Source organism: Paraperlucidibaca sp. (assembly GCF_982810325.1).
In genome coordinates, this window is record NZ_CEYEMI010000001.1 from 42,864 (window position 1) to 61,179 (window position 18,316).

General features: G+C 54.0%; 13 protein-coding genes. 7 read left to right on the plus strand and 6 right to left on the minus strand.

What is annotated here, in order from left to right:
* From AC3DKE_RS00215 to rpmE, 4 genes are all read right to left on the minus strand, one after another.
* On the minus strand, window positions 1-188 hold a 188-nt coding region (locus tag AC3DKE_RS00215), incomplete at its 3' end, for an Ntn hydrolase family protein (protein ID WP_487989666.1).
* The gene (locus AC3DKE_RS00220) at window positions 185-736 is read right to left on the minus strand and encodes an SPOR domain-containing protein (protein WP_487989668.1); all 552 of its coding nucleotides are present in this window, start codon (window positions 734-736) and stop codon (window positions 185-187) included. The genes AC3DKE_RS00220 and AC3DKE_RS00215, both read right to left, overlap by 4 nt.
* Window positions 737-869: 133 nt before the next feature.
* The gene (argS, locus tag AC3DKE_RS00225; protein ID WP_487989670.1) at window positions 870-2,630 is read right to left on the minus strand and encodes an arginine--tRNA ligase; all 1,761 of its coding nucleotides are present in this window, start codon (window positions 2,628-2,630) and stop codon (window positions 870-872) included.
* 107 nt (window positions 2,631-2,737) lie between these two features.
* Window positions 2,738-2,956: a 50S ribosomal protein L31 gene (gene rpmE / locus AC3DKE_RS00230; protein ID WP_340675481.1), complete on the minus strand. Its 219-nt coding sequence runs from the start codon at window positions 2,954-2,956 to the stop codon at window positions 2,738-2,740.
* A gap of 202 nt (window positions 2,957-3,158) precedes the next feature.
* On the opposite strand from rpmE, the gene AC3DKE_RS00235 reads away from it, so the two are divergent.
* On the plus strand, window positions 3,159-5,426 hold the full coding sequence (locus tag AC3DKE_RS00235; RefSeq protein ID WP_484216907.1) for a primosomal protein N': 2,268 nt from the start codon (window positions 3,159-3,161) through the stop codon (window positions 5,424-5,426).
* A gap of 3 nt (window positions 5,427-5,429) precedes the next feature.
* Here the strand turns inward: AC3DKE_RS00235 and AC3DKE_RS00240 are convergent, their stop codons facing one another.
* Window positions 5,430-7,928 (minus strand): penicillin-binding protein 1A, encoded by a 2,499-nt coding sequence (locus AC3DKE_RS00240; protein ID WP_340675483.1) that lies wholly within the window; start codon window positions 7,926-7,928, stop codon window positions 5,430-5,432.
* A gap of 154 nt (window positions 7,929-8,082) precedes the next feature.
* Between AC3DKE_RS00240 and AC3DKE_RS00245 the strand changes: the two genes are divergently transcribed.
* From AC3DKE_RS00245 to AC3DKE_RS00270, 6 genes are all read left to right on the plus strand, one after another.
* Window positions 8,083-9,393: a secretin N-terminal domain-containing protein gene (locus AC3DKE_RS00245; RefSeq protein ID WP_487989671.1), complete on the plus strand. Its 1,311-nt coding sequence runs from the start codon at window positions 8,083-8,085 to the stop codon at window positions 9,391-9,393.
* The gene (aroK, locus tag AC3DKE_RS00250) at window positions 9,380-9,862 is read left to right on the plus strand and encodes a shikimate kinase AroK (RefSeq protein ID WP_379072149.1); all 483 of its coding nucleotides are present in this window, start codon (window positions 9,380-9,382) and stop codon (window positions 9,860-9,862) included. Before AC3DKE_RS00245 ends, aroK begins: the two co-directional genes overlap by 14 nt.
* Before the next feature lie 28 nt (window positions 9,863-9,890).
* Complete coding sequence (aroB, locus tag AC3DKE_RS00255) at window positions 9,891-10,985, plus strand: 3-dehydroquinate synthase (RefSeq protein ID WP_487989673.1); 1,095 nt, start codon at window positions 9,891-9,893, stop codon at window positions 10,983-10,985.
* On the plus strand, window positions 10,982-11,710 hold the full coding sequence (locus AC3DKE_RS00260) for a hypothetical protein (protein ID WP_379070853.1): 729 nt from the start codon (window positions 10,982-10,984) through the stop codon (window positions 11,708-11,710). Before aroB ends, AC3DKE_RS00260 begins: the two co-directional genes overlap by 4 nt.
* 150 nt (window positions 11,711-11,860) lie before the next feature.
* Window positions 11,861-16,327 (plus strand): glutamate synthase large subunit, encoded by a 4,467-nt coding sequence (gene gltB / locus AC3DKE_RS00265; RefSeq protein ID WP_411729438.1) that lies wholly within the window; start codon window positions 11,861-11,863, stop codon window positions 16,325-16,327.
* Between the two features lie 27 nt (window positions 16,328-16,354).
* The gene (locus AC3DKE_RS00270) at window positions 16,355-17,776 is read left to right on the plus strand and encodes an FAD-dependent oxidoreductase (RefSeq protein WP_487989676.1); all 1,422 of its coding nucleotides are present in this window, start codon (window positions 16,355-16,357) and stop codon (window positions 17,774-17,776) included.
* 90 nt (window positions 17,777-17,866) lie between these two features.
* Here AC3DKE_RS00270 and AC3DKE_RS00275 read toward each other — a convergent pair whose 3' ends face one another.
* Complete coding sequence (locus AC3DKE_RS00275; RefSeq protein WP_340675490.1) at window positions 17,867-18,241, minus strand: hypothetical protein; 375 nt, start codon at window positions 18,239-18,241, stop codon at window positions 17,867-17,869.
* Between the last annotated feature and the right edge of the window lie 75 nt (window positions 18,242-18,316).

Below are 18,316 nucleotides of genomic sequence, written 5' to 3' on the forward strand. Positions count from 1 at the left end.
GCTTCGAAGTATTCAAACAGAGTGAAGGCATCTGCTGTACCGCCGGCAAATCCAGCAATTACTTGATCTTTATAGAGGCGACGGACCTTACGCGCGTTGCCTTTCATCACGGTATTGCCAAGCGATACTTGGCCGTCGCCGCCGAGTACGACAGTGTTGCCACGGCGTACACATAAAATAGTTGTCATTGGCTGTCTCCCAGACTGCTTAAGGGGATGGCATCGAGGCCTTCGGTAGCCAAACGTGCGCGCGCATCAGCTAGATGACGTGCGCTATCAAATGGGCCGGCGACAATACGCTCTAGCGGTTTGCCTTGCGCATCGAAGCCGCTTTGGCGTTGCGCGGGAATATTTAAAGACTTGAGTTGAGCTAAGCGCTCATTGGCCTGTGTGCCGTTGCGAAATGCACCGACTTGTAGCCATCGCGGTGATGACTGCTCGCTAGCTTCAGGCGTAGTCGCTGGAGTTTTCGCCTGTGGTCGTGGCGCACTGCGAGCATCAGGCGTGCGTGATGGCAGCACTCGCTGATTTGGCAAAATATCGTAAAACTCAAAACGTTCAGCCGGTTTTTTCGCGGGCGTTTTGGCTGCTGGTGCTTGTTGTGACGCCTCATCTAGGCTGCTAAGCGCAGCCGGTACACCTTCAACCTCTTCGCTGGGGCGATACTGTAGCGTCCAAATGCCATAGCCAAGTAGGCCTGCTAGCAAGACAAATAGGATAAGACGGCCAGGCGGCATGCGGCGTCGCGGTGGCTGCTGCGTTGTTCTGCGCGCTGCACCTTGCGGGCGCTTTGATGCGGACGATTTGCTTTTGCTAGCGCCATTGCGAGTGGCGCCTGAAGCTGGTCGGCGTGAGTTGGTGGCCACAGGTTTACATTCGCTCCGGTGCTGCCACGCCAAGCAAGCCTAGGCCGTGGGCTAAGACTTTTTGCACTGCTAGGCTCACCGTGAGGCGGGCGTGACGCAGCGAGCTGTCATCGACCAACATTTTGTTGGTGTTGTAATAGCTATGGAACTCTTGCGCGAGTTCACGCAAGGCAAATGCGAGCTGGTGCGGTGCTTGTTGGCGGGCCGCATTGGCGACGGCATCGGGCCAGGCGTCGAGGCGTTTCACCAGCTCGGTGAGACCAGCATCGGCGAGTGATGGCAATGCGGCGAGGCCAGCAGCGGCGTCGAAACTCAAGTCGCGGGTAGCGCATTCGCGGAAAATGCTGGCGATGCGAGCGTGCGCGTACTGCAAGTAATACACCGGATTTTCGGCCGATTGTGAGCGCGCTAAATCGATATCGAATTCGAGGTGTTGTTCCGGTGCGCGCGACAGATAGAAGAAGCGCGTGGCGTCATTGCCGGCCTCTTCAATCAGCTGCGATAGCGTGACGAAATTGCCTGAGCGTTTGCCCATCCGGCCCGATGACAAAGTGACGAACTGAATCAGCGCGACGACAAATTTATCGCCTTCGCCAGTCAGTGCTTCGATGGCCGCACGAACGCGAGCGATATAGCCGTGGTGATCGGCGCCCCAGACATCGATGAGCACGTCATAGCCACGATCAAGTTTATTTAAGTGGTAGGCGACATCGGCGGCGAAGTAAGTGTGGACGCCGTTGTCACGGACCATGCAGCGATCTTTTTCATCGCCCAAGGCGCTGGTGCGCAGCCAAAGTGCGCCATTTTTATCATAGACATGGCCGCGTTCACGCAGGCGCGAAATGGCTAGGTCAATAGCACCGCTCTCGGCCAGGCTACGCTCAGAGAACCACGCATCGAAAGAGACATTAAACGCCGCCAAAGTAGTTTTGATTGCGGCGAGTTGAGTGTCGAGCGCGAAGTCTTGCAGCGTGCGATAGCCCGCGCCCAAAACTTCCTGCACGCGTGCAATTAATGAGTCGATATGCGCTTCTTTGATGGCTTTCGCTTCATCGCCATCATCAGCGCTATCGGGCAAAACACCGGTCATTAGCTCGGCATAAGGTAGGAAGTAAGCACGGCCATCGCGAGCGACTAAAGCCTGTGCGCACTCGATAATGTATTCGGCTGGATAAGCGCGCGAAGGAATAGCGACGGTCTCGCCTAAGGCCTCGAGGTAACGCAAATACACCGATACTGCGAGTACGTCGGTTTGGCGGCCGGCGTCATTCACGTAGTACTCGGTATCGACCACATAACCGGTGGCACGGAGCAAGCTTGCTAGTGCAGAACCATAAGCCGCGCCGCGACCGTGACCGACATGCATGGGGCCTGTGGGGTTTGCCGAGACGTATTCGAGCAGCACGCGTTGGCCATTGCCGATGTTGGGCGATCCATATGCTTGCGCGTCTTTCAAAATGTGTTCGATGGCGGCAAAGCGGCTGCCGGCATTTAAAAAGAAGTTGATAAAGCCAGGGCCTGCCAGCTCAACGCGGCTAATAGCGTCGTTGGCGGGTAGGGCATCAATGATGGCTTGAGCAATTACGCGTGGTGGTTTGCCTGCGGCTTTCGCCGACATCAGCGCGATATTGCTAGCCCAGTCGCCATGTGCAGGATCGCGGGTGCGCTCAAACTGCAGTGTGGGCTGAAAATCGGCCGGCAATAGGCCGTCTTGACGTAGTGTGTCGAGGGCAGCTGCTAGTAGCGTTTCGAGCGCGTGCTTCATTGAGGCATCCGAGTCTTAAAAATCGTGGCGATTGTAGCAATAAAAAAGGCGAGCCCTTGGAAGGTGCCCGCCTTTTTCTGATCCACGCGGGGCGTGGCAGCCGCAGTTTACTTCTTGAAGCTGCGGGCGCCGCCAAAGCGTTGTTTGAACTTGTCGATACGACCGCCAGTTTCGACGTTTTTCTGTTTGCCAGTGTAGAACGGGTGGCAAGCTGAGCAGACGTCGATCAGAAAGTCTTTGCACGAGGTTGAACGGGTTTCAAAGACATTGCCGCATGAGCAAGTGGCTTTGACTGCTTCGTATTTTGGATGGATATCAGCACGCATAATGTTTACCTAAATCAAGGAACGGGTTAAGGGTGTGTCGCGCTCCTGACGGGCTTTTATCTGCCTTTACAGGCAGCTGAAGCAAACGCACAGGCACGACAACAGGCCATTCTCTTGGCTCACCGCAAACATCGCTTCGTTGCGGCCAAGCTCAACAAGGACGCGCATTCTAGGCGATGATCGATGTTTAGCCAAGCGCTGCATGCAAGTACTAGGAAGAGGCGCTAGCTGCAAGCTTGGCCAGAGTGCTAGTCTGCGCGCCATGCCTATCGCTCATCTTGCCCTGCCATCGCCTCTGCGCCATGGCTTCGATTATCGCCTGCCTGCTGGTGTGCACGAGCTGCCGCCGGGTGTGCGCGTGCGAGCACCCTTTGGCCGCCGCGAGGTTATTGGCTGGCTGCTGCATGAGGCCGCAGAGAGCGATGTGCCGGCAGCAAAAATGCGCGCTGTGCTTGAGATCATTGATAGCGAACCCGCTCTGAATGCGGAGCTTTGGCAGTTAGCGCTATGGGCAGCGCGCTATTATCAGCATCCTATTGGCGATGCACTTACGCAAATGGTGCCGGCCTTGATTCGCCAAGGTGAGCCTTTGCGCGCCACGCTTGAGTCGTGCTGGCGGCTGACTGCGCGCGGTCTAGCATTAAGCGAGGATGGCTTGAGTCGTGCGCCGAAACAATTGGCTGCATTGCAGCTATTAAGTGCGCATCCACAAGGTTTATCTGAAACCACCTGCCGGGCGCTGCAGATTGCGCGCGAAGCATTGAAGGCCTTGAGTGAAAAGGGTTTGGCCGAATGTTTTCAGCCTGAACATGCAGCAAAAGCACCGACGCCAGCTTGGCCGGCATTGGGCTTGGCTCAAGCTGAACTTAGGCTTAATGCTGAACAGGCTGTTGCTTTCGATGCACTAAGGAAAGCTGAGGATGGCTTTCGAGTTTGGCTTTTACAAGGCGTCACCGGCAGCGGTAAAACCGAAGTGTATTTGCAGCATATTGCTCAAGTGCTGCGCAGTGGTCGCCAGGTTTTAGTGCTAGTGCCGGAAATTGGTTTAACGCCGCAAACAGTGGCGCGTTTTCAGGCGCGTTTTCGCTGCCCAGTGTTGGCGCTGCATTCTGGCTTAAGTGATCGCGAACGCATGCAAGTTTGGCGACAAGCGCGCGAGGGTTTGGCGGGAATTGTTATCGGCACGCGCTCGGCTGTGTTTACGCCGTTGGCGCGTCCGGGCTTGATCGTCATCGATGAAGAGCATGACTTGTCGTTTAAGCAGCAGGAAGGTTTTCGCTATCATGGTCGCGATGTGGCGATACGTCGTGCACAGCTCGAAAACATTCCCATTGTTTTGGGCTCGGCAACGCCGTCATTAGAGACATTAGCCAATGTTCATGCGGGGCGTTATCAGCGCCTAGAGCTCAAGCTGCGAGCAGGTGGAGCGAAAGCGCCTTTGGTGCGCTGCGTGGATTTGCGCGGCCAGATTTTGACGGATGGTCTATGCACAGCGGCGCGTGAGGCCATGACTGAAACGCTAGCGCGTGGTGAGCAAGTTTTGGTTTTCCTCAACCGCCGTGGCTTTGCTCCCGTCATGCTTTGTCACGCCTGTGGCTGGCAGGCCGGCTGTGATCGCTGCGATGCCAAGCCAACCTTGCATCGCGCGCCGATGCGTCTGCAATGCCACCATTGCGGCAGCGAGCGACCGCCACCCATGCATTGCCCCGATTGTGGCAGCAGTGATTTACGCCCAGCCGGAGTCGGCACCGAGCGCTTGGCTGATGCCCTGAGTCAGCACTTCGCCAATACGCCGGTGTATCGCGTCGATCGTGATAGTACGCGCCGAAAAGGCAGCTTCGATGTCTTGATGAATGCCATCGCCAAGCCGGAGGCAGCGGTTTTGGTCGGCACCCAAATGTTGGCAAAAGGCCATCATTTCCCCAATGTCACTTTGGTGGTGATTCCCAACTGTGATGGCGGTTTATTTAGCGCCGATTTTCGTGGCCCTGAGCGCTTGGCGCAGCAGTTGGTGCAGGTCTCAGGGCGAGCAGGGCGTGCGGAAAAGCCTGGGCGCGTGTTGATACAAACGCATCAGCCCGACCATCCTTTATTGCAGCAATTATTTAGCCAAGGCTATGACGCCTGCGCACAAACTCTGCTTAATGAGCGCCAGCTGATGGGCTTGCCGCCAGCCGCGAGTATGGCGCTGCTGCGCGCTGAAGCGCCGCAGGATAGCGCGCCGCAAGAGCTACTGAGTGATGTCGCACATTGGCTGCGCGAAGATGAGCCATTGGTGCAAGCGTGGGGGCCGATGCCGGCACCAATGGCGCGCAAAGCCGGCATGCATCGCTGGCATTTATTGCTGAAAACGACTGAACGCAAGCCGCTGCATTTGGCCTTGTCGCGCGTAGTGGCTTGGCTTGAGGCCTCGCCCGAAGCGCGGCGGGTACGATGGTCTATCGACATCGACCCGCAGGAGCTGAGCTAGGTTTTAGGGCACGCTATTGAGTAGGCGCTTGATAGCACCACTGATGCCACCCTCTGTCGCACCTTCTGCCGATGCCGGATCGACCGGCACGGGTATCGGCTCAGGAATCGCCGGCACACGCTCATCAGTGAACCATTCCTTAACCGCATTTGGGTCGTCGTCTACGGTGCGCTGACCTGTCGTGCGATCGATGGTAATGGCTGTTAAGCCTGGTGGTGCTGGCGGCAAGCTCATCGGCATGCCGCGTAAAGCCGTCGCCATGTATTCACGCCAGATTGGCAGTGCGGCAACGCCACCGTATTCACTGCGACCTAAGCTTGCAGGCTTATCGAAACCGACCCAGCTCACTGCGACCATCTTGCCGTTAAAGCCAGCAAACCACGCGTCTTTGGCCTCATCGGTGGTGCCGGTTTTGCCGGCAAGATCGCTACGGCCAAGGCTGAGTGCTGCACGCCCGGTACCGCGCACAATCACGTCCTGCATGATGTTGTACATCTGCCATGCTGCGCGCGGACGCATGATACGTAAGGCGGGATTTTTGTCTGCGGCAGGCGTTGTGCTGAGGCCGCCGATTTGCAGCTCGCTATTGATTGGTGCTTCGCTGCTGTCATCGGCTTCAGCTGGAATTACCGTGGTGCCGTCTTCGTTTTCGGCAGCCCCACTGGTTTCAAGTGCACTGGCAACGATGGCCGTTGGTATCTCGCACTCGCGGCAAACACGACGAGGGTTGGCCTCGAAAACAATTTTGCCTGAACGGTCGACCACTTTTTCGATGAAATAGGGGTTGATGCGCAAGCCACCGTTGGCGATGGCGGCAAAAGCCGTGGCCATTTGTACCGGCAACACTTCACCTGTGCCTAGCGCTAGCGTTAGGTTGTTAGGCATATGTTTTGGGTCGATACCAAAGCGGCTGATGTAGTTGCGCGCCGACGACACGCCAACGGCTTGCAGTAGGCGGATCGAGACCAAGTTGCGGGACAAGTAGAGCGCGCGCCGTAGCGTGATCGGGCCCATGAATTTACCGTCAGAGTTGCTCGGTTGCCAGCCATCGAAATCGAGTGGGGCATCGTCAATCAAGCTCGCTGGCGTATAGCCGCGCTCCAGTGCTTTCGCATAAATAAACGGCTTGATGATGGAGCCGGCCTGACGCCGGCCTTGTATTGAGCGGTTAAATTTACTGCGCGAATAGTCAAAGCCGCCAACCAGCGCTTCGATCGCGCCAGTCTCAGGGTTGAGAGCAATCAACTGGCCCTGCACTTGTGGGATCTGCGCCAAAGTCCAGCTTTTACCATTGGGCTGAAGACGAATAATGTCGCCAACTTTCAGGATTTGACTGGCGGTCGTGGGTAGGTTGCTATAACGATTGGTGTCGATATAGCGGCGCGCCCAGCGCATAGCATCCCAGTTCAATACCACGCGTTCGCCTGAGCGCAGTTCGACGGTTGCGGACTGCTTGGCTACCGCTGAAACAACGGCGGGTTCAAGTGTGCCGATGCGTGAAAGTGTATTGAGCGGTGTAGTGTCTACGCGCGCTTCGGCGCCGCGCCAGCCATGGCGACGGTCATAGGCTAAGAGGCCATTGATAACGGCGTTATTGGCGGCGTCTTGATTGCTCACCCCCACGGTGGTGTAGACCTTATAGCCAGAGTCATAGACTTTTTCGCCGAAACGCTCGAGTAGCGCTTCACGCACCATTTCGGCCAAGTACGGCGCGGAGACATCCTGCAAGCTACTTTTGTAGTTCAGGCCGACAGGTGCTTTCAGCGCCTTGTCGTGGTCGGCTTTATTGATGAAGCCGAGCTTAAGCATGCGACCGATGATCCAGTTGCGGCGGACCATGGCGCGATCAGGATTGGCCACTGGGTTATAGCGCGATGGTGCTTTGGGCAGGCCGGCAATCATCGCCATTTCGGCGACAGTGAGCTGCGCGACGGGCTTGCCATAATAAATTTTGGCGGCAGCACCAATGCCATAGGCGCGCTGACCTAAGTAGATTTTATTGAGATAGAGCTCAAGAATCTCTTGCTTGGTAAGCGAGTCTTCGATGCGTTTAGCGAGCAGAATTTCGGTGAATTTGCGATTGAATGTGCGGGCATTGGTGAGGAAGTAGTTTTTCGCCAGCTGCATGGTAATCGTCGAGCCACCAGAGCGAATGCTGCCGCTGGTGACGAGCTCGCCAAAGGCGCGGCCTAGGCTGGAGTAGTCGATGCCGTCATGCTGGAAAAATTGGTCATCTTCGGCTGCTAAAAACGCATTAACCAAGGTTTTCGGAATCTGTGCATAGGTCAATGGCACCGTGTGCTTAACGCCGAACTCGCTAATGACTTTACCTTCGCGGGTAAGCACTTGCAGCGGCGTTTCGTAACGCACTTCCTTCAATATGGAAATGTCGGGTAGCTCTGGGGTTAGCGTTAGCCAAGAGCCGCTAGCGCTCAGCGTAATACCTGCTAGGCCTAAGCCCATCCAGCGCAACCAACGAAATGACACGGCCTGTTCGCTCATAACTCACCTTGTGCGTACATCGAGCTAGTGCTCGCAAGAGCGCGAAGTATACGCTTGCTTAACGACGACTGACACGGGGAGCGGTTGGCATTTCGTTGTCGGCGTTGCTACACCTAGTGTGTGATGCCGAGGTTGAGCTGCCAAGGAGGGCTGCATGTGTAACGTGCTTAGTTGGGCGGCGTGGCTATGCTTTGTATTGATCTGGCCGACTGCACATGCAGCAAATTTGAAAGTCAGTCTAAGTGACGCCGATGCGCGCGCCGTTATTGTCGATATGGCGCGTTCGGCAAAAATTAATGTGCTGCTCAGTGATCGCGTGCAAGGCAAAGTGACCATTGAGGCCAAGGCTCAAGACCGTGTCGGCCTGCTCGATGCTGTTTTGCATGCTCGCGGATTGGCTCGTGAAAAAGTTGGCGATATTTTCTGGGTGGCTCCGCTGGATGAGATTACGCAGCGCGATACGCAGGCGCGCGCCAAAGCCCTAGCGCAAGAGTCTCGAGAACCGCTAATGACTGAGCTGATTATCTTGCATCATGCGAAGTCATCGGAGCTAGTTAAGCTACTGTCGAGTACGAATGCTGGTGAGCGCTTACTTGGCCCGCGTGGTCGTGCCGATGCCGATAGCCGAACTAACACGCTATTGGTGACCGATCATGCCGCGCGCTTAGCACAGCTGAAGCAGTGGCTGCTAACGCTCGATCGTGCCAGCCGGCAAGTGTTGATCGAGTCGAAGCTGGTTTCTGTGTCGCGTAATAAATCCAGTGCTTACGGCGCGCAATGGTCATTCAAGCGCGTCAACGGTAGTGGCTTGATCCCATTGTCCGCTACAGGCGTTGATGCTTCAGCTATTCGCTATGGCTTATTAGGCATCGATGGGCCAACGCTAGATTTAACGCTATCGGCACTAGTTAGTGAGGGTGATGGCAAAATTCTGGCTCGACCCAGTGTGATGACTGCTGAGCAGCAGCCCGCACGCATTGCCTCGGGGCAGCAAATCCCCTATCAAGAAACCACGCAAAGCGGCGCAAGCACCACGCGATTTATCAATGCCGAGTTGAGCTTAGATATCGTGCTGGCGATTTCGCCAGGCGGAGATATTCAGTTGTCATTAAAGCTTAGTCACGACAGTCCAGGCGAGCTGCAGCCCAATGGCTCACGCGCTATTGATACCAATCGTTTAGAGACACAAGTGCGATTACGGGATGGTCAGACCCTAGTGCTTGGCGGTATCTTTCGCCAACAAGCAGTAAAAGCTACCAGTGCAGTGCCTTTTTTGGGCAAAATACCCGTGCTTGGTGCCTTGTTTAGGCGCGATACCATGCGCCAAGATGAACAAGAGCTGTTTATTTTTGTCACCCCTAAGCTGATAAGCGACGCTGTTTATCCAACGGAAGAAACGGGAACACACGATGCGCCAGGCGAGGGTGAAGAATATTTTTCTAGTCGGACCGATGGGAGCGGGTAAAACCACTATCGGCCGCCAGATAGCCGAGCTTTTGCGCTGGGACTTTATCGATTCAGATCATGAAATCGAAGCGCGTACGGGTGCAAATATCCCATGGATCTTTGATATTGAAGGCGAAACCGGTTTTCGCCAGCGCGAGTCCATGGTTATTGAGGCACTAACGCAGCGGCAACACATCGTTTTAGCAACGGGCGGCGGCGCTATCATGCGCGCTGAAAATCGCGCGGCTTTACATGCACGTGGCACGGTTATTTACTTGGAAACGCCGGTAGAGCGTCAGCTTGAGCGCACGGCGCGCGACCAAAACCGGCCATTGCTGCAAACGCCAGACCCACGCGCTAAACTCACCGCCTTGCTTATTGAGCGTGACCCTCTGTATCGCGAGGTTGCGCACTACATCATGCCCACCGAGCGCAGCAGCGCGCGCGATGTCGCATTCCATATTTTACAAGTGTTGGGCTTACGCTAAGCCCGCACTTTAGTCAGGTCGAGAACCCATGCCCGTGTTAACCGTGGCCTTAGGTCAGCGCAGTTACCCTATTCATATCGATGAGCAGGTATTTGCCCAAGCCGATTTGCTCTTGCCGCATATTGTCGGCCGCCAAGTCATGTTGGTCAGCAACACCACGGTCGCTCCGCTGTATCTGGCTCCCGTGCGCGAGGTTCTGCAGAAGGCCGGCTTAACCGTTGCTGAAGTGATTCTGCCCGATGGCGAGCAGTACAAAGATTGGCAGCATTTACAGCTTATTTTTGATGCCTTGCTGCAGGCTCGATTTGGCCGTAAAGCCACATTAATAGCGCTTGGCGGCGGCGTGATTGGCGATATGACCGGCTTTGCTGCCGCCACTTATCAGCGCGGCGTTAATTTTATTCAGATTCCCACTACCTTACTCGCGCAAGTTGATTCCTCTGTGGGCGGCAAAACCGGCATCAATCACTCTTTGGGAAAAAATATGATTGGTGCCTTTATGCAGCCACAAGTGGTTTTGGCCGACACTGCCGTGCTGCGCACTTTGCCTGATCGTGAGCTGTCGGCGGGTTTGGCTGAAGTCATCAAATACGGCTTGATTCGCGACACTACGTTTTTGCAATGGCTGCATGAGCAGATGCCAGCATTGATGGCGCGCGAACCAGCGGTTTTAGCTGAGGCTGTGGCGCGCTCCTGTCAGCATAAAGCCGAAGTGGTTGCCGCCGATGAGCTAGAGCAGCATGATGTCCGCGCATTGCTTAATTTAGGTCATACCTTTGGTCATGCCATCGAAACCAATATGGGCTATGGCAGCTGGCTACACGGCGAAGCGGTCGCAGTTGGCATGTTGATGGCGGCAGATTTGTCGCAACGCATGGGCTGGATTAGCGCCACCGAAGTGAAAGAGTTGCGCACATTGCTGCTCGCTGCTGGCCTGCCTGTGCAAGCTCCTGTGAGCATTTCGCAAGCAGACTTTCTTGCCGCTATGGCGGTAGATAAAAAGAACGTTGATGGTCAATTGCGTTTGGTGCTGCTGAAGCGCGTGGGCGAGGCCGTGGTAGTTGATATGACTGACCTAAGCTTAGTTCGCGACACTTTGGCTGCAGCTGGAGTCACGGCATGAATGTCTCTCGCTTCCAGTCACGCATCGGTCTCGCTCTGATCGTGGTATTCATAATCGGCTTGGTCGTGCTCAATGCCAGAGTACCTGAGCGTGTCGACATGAATGAAAAAGAGCTGGGTAATATCGTACGTGCTGGCGAAACCGAATTTAAAGAAGGCTTTGGTGCCTTCCCTGAAATAGTGCCTGATAATGGTGGCGACCAGCCTGTGCCTTTTGATGGTTTAGCGCCGCAGCGCTACTCGCAATATCGTTCGGAGCAATGGCTGGCGGCACAAGACAAAGCTGGCTACACAATTCAGCTTGCGGTGTTTTCGTCTGAGCGAGGCGCAACGGAGTTTTTGACGCAAAATGGCAATAGCGCCGATTTACGCTATTTTGAGTTGCCAGAAATGCCAGACCCTGCACTGGGCTTAGTCACAACAGCAAGGTCACGCTTCGTTGTAAGCTATGGTGAGTTTTACAGCAGCGACCAAGCGGTAGCGGTGGCGGAGAGCTTGACTGGCTTTGGCGGGCAGTTTTTAGTGCGCCCGTGGGAGAGTTATCAAATTTCGCTGGCATCGGTGCGCGCTGTTTTAGCGAAAAATTACTTGGCGCAGCAGGAGGCGCTGGCAAATGCTAGGGCGGCAGCGGCTGCTAAAGCAGAGTCAGCAGAGCTAACAGCTCAGCCATTTCAAGGAGTAGACCCAGTCGAGTCGCTACAAAAAAATCAGGGTCGAGCTCCGTAGTTTTTTTTACAGGCCGGCGCGTGAGATCACCACTGGCTAATTGAGTAAAACGCGGTTTTCCAGTAATATGCGCATCCATTTTTTGTGGTATGCGATTTTACTGTGTCCACAAGGAAACCATAAACCTTTGTTTCATAAGGTGACTTATTGATGGAAGAACCAACGGTCGTCAACGCAGGCTTATATCATCCCGACGAATTTCGCGATAACTGCGGGTTTGGCCTCATAGCGCACATGACAGGCGATGCTAGTCACCACCTAGTTCAAACAGCTATTGAGTCACTCAGCTGCATGACGCACCGAGGCGCTATTGCTGCCGATGGCAAGACCGGAGACGGTTGCGGTTTGTTGTTGGCCATGCCTCGAGAGTTCTTCAAGTCTGTTGCTCAAGCCGAGTTAGGCGTTAGCCTCAATGAGCGCTTCGCGGCAGGCCTAGTCTTTCTTAATACCGATCCAGTGAAAGCACAGCACGCGCGCGATACATTAGCTGCCGAGTTGGCAGCTGAAGGTTTAAGTGTTGCTGGCTGGCGTAAAGTGCCTACCGATAACAGTATCCTCGGCGAGATCGCCTTGCGCTCTTTACCGGTTTTTGAGCAAGTCTTTGTGCAGGCTGACGGCTTTGATGAAGAGACTGCTAATCGTAAGCTATTTTTAGCGCGTCGCCGTGCAGAGCAAAAGCTGCGTGATGACTTGCTGTATTACGTCACGACACTATCGACACAAGTCATATCGTATAAAGGTTTGGTGATGCCGGCAGATTTGCCGAGCTTCTTCACCGATCTCGGCGATCCTCGCATGGCTACGCATATCTGCGTATTTCACCAGCGCTTCTCCACCAACACGCTGCCTCGCTGGCCTTTGGCTCAGCCATTCCGCTACTTGGCGCACAATGGTGAAATCAATACTGTCAGTGGTAATCGTCAGTGGGCATTGGCGCGTACGCCGAAGTTTACCCATCCAGATTTACCGGGCCTGACTGAACTGACGCCGCTCATCAACCTGACCGGCTCTGACTCATCCAGCCTCGATAATATGCTGGAGATTCTACTAGCTGGCGGCATGAGCCTATTCCGTGCTCTGCGTACGCTAGTGCCTCCTGCATGGCAAAACGTCGACTCCATGGATACCGATCTACGTGCATTTTACGAATATAACGCCAAGCACATGGAAGCTTGGGATGGCCCGGCAGGTTTAGTCATTACCGATGGTCGTTATGCGGTTTGTATGCTCGATCGTAATGGCCTGCGTCCAGCGCGCTATGTCATCACTAAAAACGGCTATATCACGCTAGCATCTGAGATTGGCGTGTGGAATTACGCGCCAGAAGATGTCATTTCTAAAGGTCGTGTTGGCCCAGGTAAGTTGATTGCTGTCGATACGCAGACCGGCACTTTGCTCGATACTAAAGCTATCGATGATGTGCTGAAAAATGCGCAACCTTATAAAAAATGGCTACGTGCAGAAGCTCGTCGTATCGAAAGCGACCGTGCTTTAGAGAAGCAGCTGCTTGGCCAAGTGTCTCGTGAGCGCTTAAATATTTACCAAAAAATGTTCTTGGTAACGTATGAAGAGCGCGATCAAATTATTCGTCCGCTAGCAGAGGCTGGCCAAGAAGCTGTCGGCTCAATGGGCGATGACACGCCAATGGCTGTCCTCTCTGGTCGCGTGCGGCACTTGGCGGATTATTTCCGCCAGCAGTTTGCCCAGGTCACTAACCCGCCAATTGATCCTTTGCGCGAAGCTATTGTGATGTCTTTGGAGACAGCATTTGGTCCAGAGCTGAATATCTTTGAAGAGACGCCAGAGCATGCGCGTCGCGCGATTGTTTCCAGCCCTGTACTTTCGCATAGCAAATTCCAGCAGCTGCAAAGCGTTGATCTGCCAGGCTTTGAGTCGGAAACTATCGACTTAAACTATGCCGAAGATGAAGGCTTGCAAGCGGCGATACTACGAGTTTGTAAACAAGCTGAGACTGCAGTCAGTGCTGGTCGTTCGCAGCTAGTCTTAAGTGACCGAAATATTCGTGAAAACTACTTGCCAATCAACGCATTGATGGCAACTGGTGCTATTCACCATTATTTAATAAAAGTGGGTTTGCGCTGTGACGCTAACCTTATTGTAGAAACGGCTGTCGCGCGCGATGCACACCATTTCGCCGTTTTATTAGGCTTTGGTGCTACCGCTATTTACCCTTATTTGGCTTATGACATCATTGCCGATATGGCTCGCAGCGGCGAAATCCTTGGCGACCCACTTGAGGCGCAAGCGTATTTCCGCAAAGGCGTCGATAAAGGTCTACTGAAAATCCTATCAAAAATGGGTATTTCTACAGTGGCCTCTTATCGTGGCGCTCAGCTTTTTGAGGCGGTTGGTCTTAATCGTGAAGTGGTCGACCTTTGCTTTAAAGGTGTACCAAGCCGCATTCAAGGCGCTGGCTTTGCTGAGCTGGAAGTCGATCAGCGTTTACTTGGTGCAGATGCATGGCGTGCGCGTAAGCAAATTGATCAAGGTGGCTTGCTCAAGTTTGTTTATGGCAAGGAGTATCACGCCTTTAATCCAGACGTGATCAATAGCCTACACACGGCCGTACGCTCCGGTGCTTACAGCGACTATCAGGCCTATGCCGACTTGGTGAACTTACGCCCAGTGACGACACTGCGTGATTTATTGCAGCTGAAAAAAGCTGCGACACCATTGGCGATTGACGCAGTCGAGCCGCTTGAAGCAATTCTGCGACGCTTCGACTCGGCAGGCATGTCATTGGGCGCACTCTCGCCTGAGGCTCACGAGTCGATTGCTATTGCCATGAACACACTCGGCGGCCGCTCTAACTCCGGTGAGGGCGGCGAAGATCCTGTGCGCTATGGCACACTGAAAAACTCGAAAATTAAGCAAGTTGCATCGGGTCGTTTTGGTGTCACGCCAGCTTACTTAGCTAGTGCTGAAGTGCTGCAGATTAAAGTTGCTCAAGGCGCTAAGCCGGGCGAGGGTGGCCAGTTGCCAGGCGGCAAGGTCAATGCTCTGATTGCTCGTTTGCGCCATTCGGTGCCGGGTGTGACGCTGATTTCACCACCACCGCATCACGATATTTATTCGATCGAAGATTTGTCGCAGCTTATTTTTGACTTGAAGCAAGTCAATCCAAGAGCATTAGTGTCGGTCAAGCTCGTGTCTGAACCTGGCGTTGGTACCATTGCTGCTGGTGTTGCCAAGGCCTACGCCGACCTCATCACTATTTCCGGTTATGACGGCGGTACTGCAGCTTCGCCCTTGAGCTCGATCCATCACGCCGGTTCGCCATGGGAATTAGGTCTGTCTGAAGCGCAACAAGCGCTGCGTGCTAATGACCTGCGCGGCAAGGTGCGCGTGCAAACCGATGGTGGCTTGAAAACTGGTCTCGATGTGGTGAAGGCGGCTATTTTAGGTGCAGAAAGCTTTGGTTTCGGCTCAACACCAATGATCGCTTTAGGCTGTAAATACCTGCGTATTTGCCATTTGAATAACTGCGCCACTGGCGTTGCTACTCAGCAAGATAAATTGCGTCAGGATCACTTCATTGGTGAGCCCGAAATGCTGATGAACTTCTTCAAGTTCATCGCAGAAGAGACGCGCCAATGGTTGGCCGTGCTCGGTGTAGCCTCACTGAGCGAGCTAATTGGTCGTACTGACTTGCTTGAATGTCTGCCCGGCACGACTGAAAAGCATAAGCGCCTAGACCTGATGCCATTGTTGAAAAACGATCACATCTCTGCAGATAAACCACAGTTCTGCCAAGACAAGCGCAACGAGCCATTCGATAAAGGTGTGTTGGCTGAGAAGATTGTGGCTGAGATCTTGCCGGCGATTGAAGGCAAGAAAGGCGGTGAGTTTAGTTACTCTATCGGTAACTGTGACCGCTCAATTGGCGCACGAGTATCGGGTGAAATTGCACTGCGTCATGGCGATCAAGGCATGAGCGATGCACCGATCACATTGAAATTCACTGGTACTGCCGGTCAGAGCTTTGGCGTCTGGAATGCCGGTGGCCTGAACCTACACCTCGAAGGCGATGCCAACGATTACGTCGGTAAAGGCATGGCTGGCGGTCAGTTGGTGATTCGTCCTTCGAAAGGCGCTGCATTTAAGTCGCAAGACACGGCCATAATCGGCAACACCTGCCTCTATGGCGCAACGGGCGGCACACTTTATGCTGCCGGTACTGCTGGCGAGCGATTCGCGGTACGTAACTCGGGGTGTCATGCAGTCATTGAAGGCGCTGGCGATCATTGCTGCGAATACATGACTGGTGGTTTGGTTACTATTTTGGGCTCAACAGGCTTGAACTTTGGTGCCGGTATGACTGGCGGCTTCGCCTATGTGCTCGACTTGGAGAATAACTTCTTCGATCGTTGCAATCATGAGTTGATCGAGATTCATCGCATCAGTACCGAACCTATGGGCCCACATCGCCATCACTTGAAGTCGGTATTGCGTGATTACGTAAAAGCGACTGATAGTGACTGGGGGCGTGTCGTGTTGGAGGAGTTTGATGATTACCATCGCAAATTCTGGCTGGTTAAACCTAAAGCCGCCAACATTAAAGAACTGCTGAAAAGCACCGTGTCTAATCCGCAGTAAGCCCGAACGGCAATAAGAGGCAAGATCATGGCAGAGCGCCTAAATAACGATTTTCAATTCTTGGATGTGGCGCGTCATGACCCATCTAAGAAAGCTCTTGGTGTCCGCCGAGCGGAGTTTATCGAGATTTATCAACCATTTACTAAGCCAGAAGTGGAAGGCCAGTCGCATCGCTGCTTAAGTTGCGGCAACCCCTACTGCGAGTGGAAGTGCCCCGTGCACAACTATATTCCTAACTGGTTGCAGTTGGTTTCTGAGGGGCGTTTGTTTGAGGCAGCAGAGCTTTGCCACCAAACCAATACGCTGCCAGAAGTCTGTGGCCGCGTTTGCCCGCAGGATCGTTTATGCGAAGGCGCTTGCACCCTCAACGATGGTTTTGGCGCTGTGACTATCGGCAATACTGAAAAGTATATTGTCGATACGGCGTTTGCTATGGGCTGGCGTCCAGATCTGTCTGGCGTAGTCGCGACGGGTAAAAAAGTGGCGATTATTGGTGCCGGCCCTGCTGGCTTGGGCTGTGCCGACGTGTTGACTCGTGCCGGTGTGAAAGCAGTGGTGTTTGATAAAAATCCAGAAATCGGTGGTTTGCTGACCTTTGGCATCCCCGAGTTCAAAATGGAAAAAACGGTGATGAGCCAACGTCGCGAAATTTTCAGCGACATGGGCATTGAGTTCCGCCTTAACACCGAAATCGGCAAAGACATAAGCATCGATGAGCTGCTAGGCGAGTATGACGCTGTCTTCATGGGCATGGGCACATACACCTATATGAAAGGTGGTTTTCCCGGCGAAGAGCTACCCGGTGTTTACGATGCGCTAGACCTGCTTATCGCCACCGTAAATCGCAATCTCGGCTTCGAGAAAGACCCTGCGGATTACATCGATATGTCCGGTAAAAAAGTGGTGGTGCTTGGTGGTGGTGACACGGCCATGGACTGCAACCGTACATCGATTCGTCAGGGTGCGGAGAGCGTGACTTGCGCTTATCGCCGTGATGAAGAAAACATGCCGGGCTCACGCCGCGAAGTTCGTAATGCGCGCGAAGAGGGTGTGCAGTTTATGTTTAACCGTCAGCCAGTGGAAATCGTTGGCGACGGTTATAAAGTCACTGGCGTGAAGGTCGTCGAAACTCAGCTTGGCGAGCCCGATGCGCGTGGCCGCCGTAGCCCAGAGCCCGTGCCAGGCTCAGAGCAAATTTTACCAGCCGATGCCGTGGTTCTGGCTTTTGGTTTCCGCCCTAGCCCAGCTGATTGGTTCGCCAGCACCAGCATCGAAACCGATAGCTCGGGTCGCGTCACTGCGCCAGAAGTTGCTACCTATAAGTTCCAAACCAGCAACCCGAAAGTGTTTGCCGGTGGCGACATGGTGCGCGGCTCTGATTTGGTGGTGACGGCGATTTGGGAAGGCCGTCAGGCAGCTGAAGGCATCATGGATTATCTAGACGTTTAAATAATCCTGACCGATAAAAAAGGCCAGCGTTGATGCTGGCCTTTTTTATGTCTCGAGAAACGTCGTGGCGCGCTCTATGAAAGCTAAGAGTTACTCTCGGCAGTCATTACCTTGAGTGCGCCAGCGTAGAATCACTTTCTGCTTATTGACTTCAAAATAGGTTTGGCAGCGGCGAGTTATCGTGTTGCTACCAAAGCCGAGGCCAGTAAAAAATCCACCATTGCTGCTGCCGGTAAAAACCCCGGTCTGTACGCTGGGTGAGCTGGTATAGCTCGATTGTTTATCCCAGGTATAAACCGTATTACCGTTAGGGGCTTCGAAACTACCGCTGGGATAGCCCCAGTCATCCATCACCACATTGATAGATTTGCCGACATAGGTGTCGATACGTGCCTCATAGCGCTCGCGAGTGGCGCAGGCGCTCACTAGTGTTATTGATATCAATATCAGCAAAAATCGTGTCATGTCTGAGTACTCCCTCGTTCGCTGATACAATACGACGGCCTAGGTGCAGACAGCAAATGTACCGCAAAATTGATT

Bases quoted from the DNA above. Each gene is read 5' to 3' on its own strand.
- AC3DKE_RS00220 (WP_487989668.1), bottom strand. From the start codon at position 736: ATGCCGCCTGGCCGTCTTATCCTATTTGTCTTGCTAGCAGGCCTACTT.
- argS (WP_487989670.1), bottom strand. From the start codon at position 2,630: ATGAAGCACGCGCTCGAAACGCTACTAGCAGCTGCCCTCGACACACTA.
- rpmE (WP_340675481.1), bottom strand. From the start codon at position 2,956: ATGCGTGCTGATATCCATCCAAAATACGAAGCAGTCAAAGCCACTTGC.
- AC3DKE_RS00235 (WP_484216907.1), top strand. From the start codon at position 3,159: ATGCAAGTACTAGGAAGAGGCGCTAGCTGCAAGCTTGGCCAGAGTGCT.
- AC3DKE_RS00240 (WP_340675483.1), bottom strand. From the start codon at position 7,928: ATGAGCGAACAGGCCGTGTCATTTCGTTGGTTGCGCTGGATGGGCTTA.
- AC3DKE_RS00245 (WP_487989671.1), top strand. From the start codon at position 8,083: ATGTGTAACGTGCTTAGTTGGGCGGCGTGGCTATGCTTTGTATTGATC.
- aroK (WP_379072149.1), top strand. From the start codon at position 9,380: ATGGGAGCGGGTAAAACCACTATCGGCCGCCAGATAGCCGAGCTTTTG.
- aroB (WP_487989673.1), top strand. From the start codon at position 9,891: ATGCCCGTGTTAACCGTGGCCTTAGGTCAGCGCAGTTACCCTATTCAT.
- AC3DKE_RS00260 (WP_379070853.1), top strand. From the start codon at position 10,982: ATGAATGTCTCTCGCTTCCAGTCACGCATCGGTCTCGCTCTGATCGTG.
- gltB (WP_411729438.1), top strand. From the start codon at position 11,861: ATGGAAGAACCAACGGTCGTCAACGCAGGCTTATATCATCCCGACGAA.
- AC3DKE_RS00270 (WP_487989676.1), top strand. From the start codon at position 16,355: ATGGCAGAGCGCCTAAATAACGATTTTCAATTCTTGGATGTGGCGCGT.
- AC3DKE_RS00275 (WP_340675490.1), bottom strand. From the start codon at position 18,241: ATGACACGATTTTTGCTGATATTGATATCAATAACACTAGTGAGCGCC.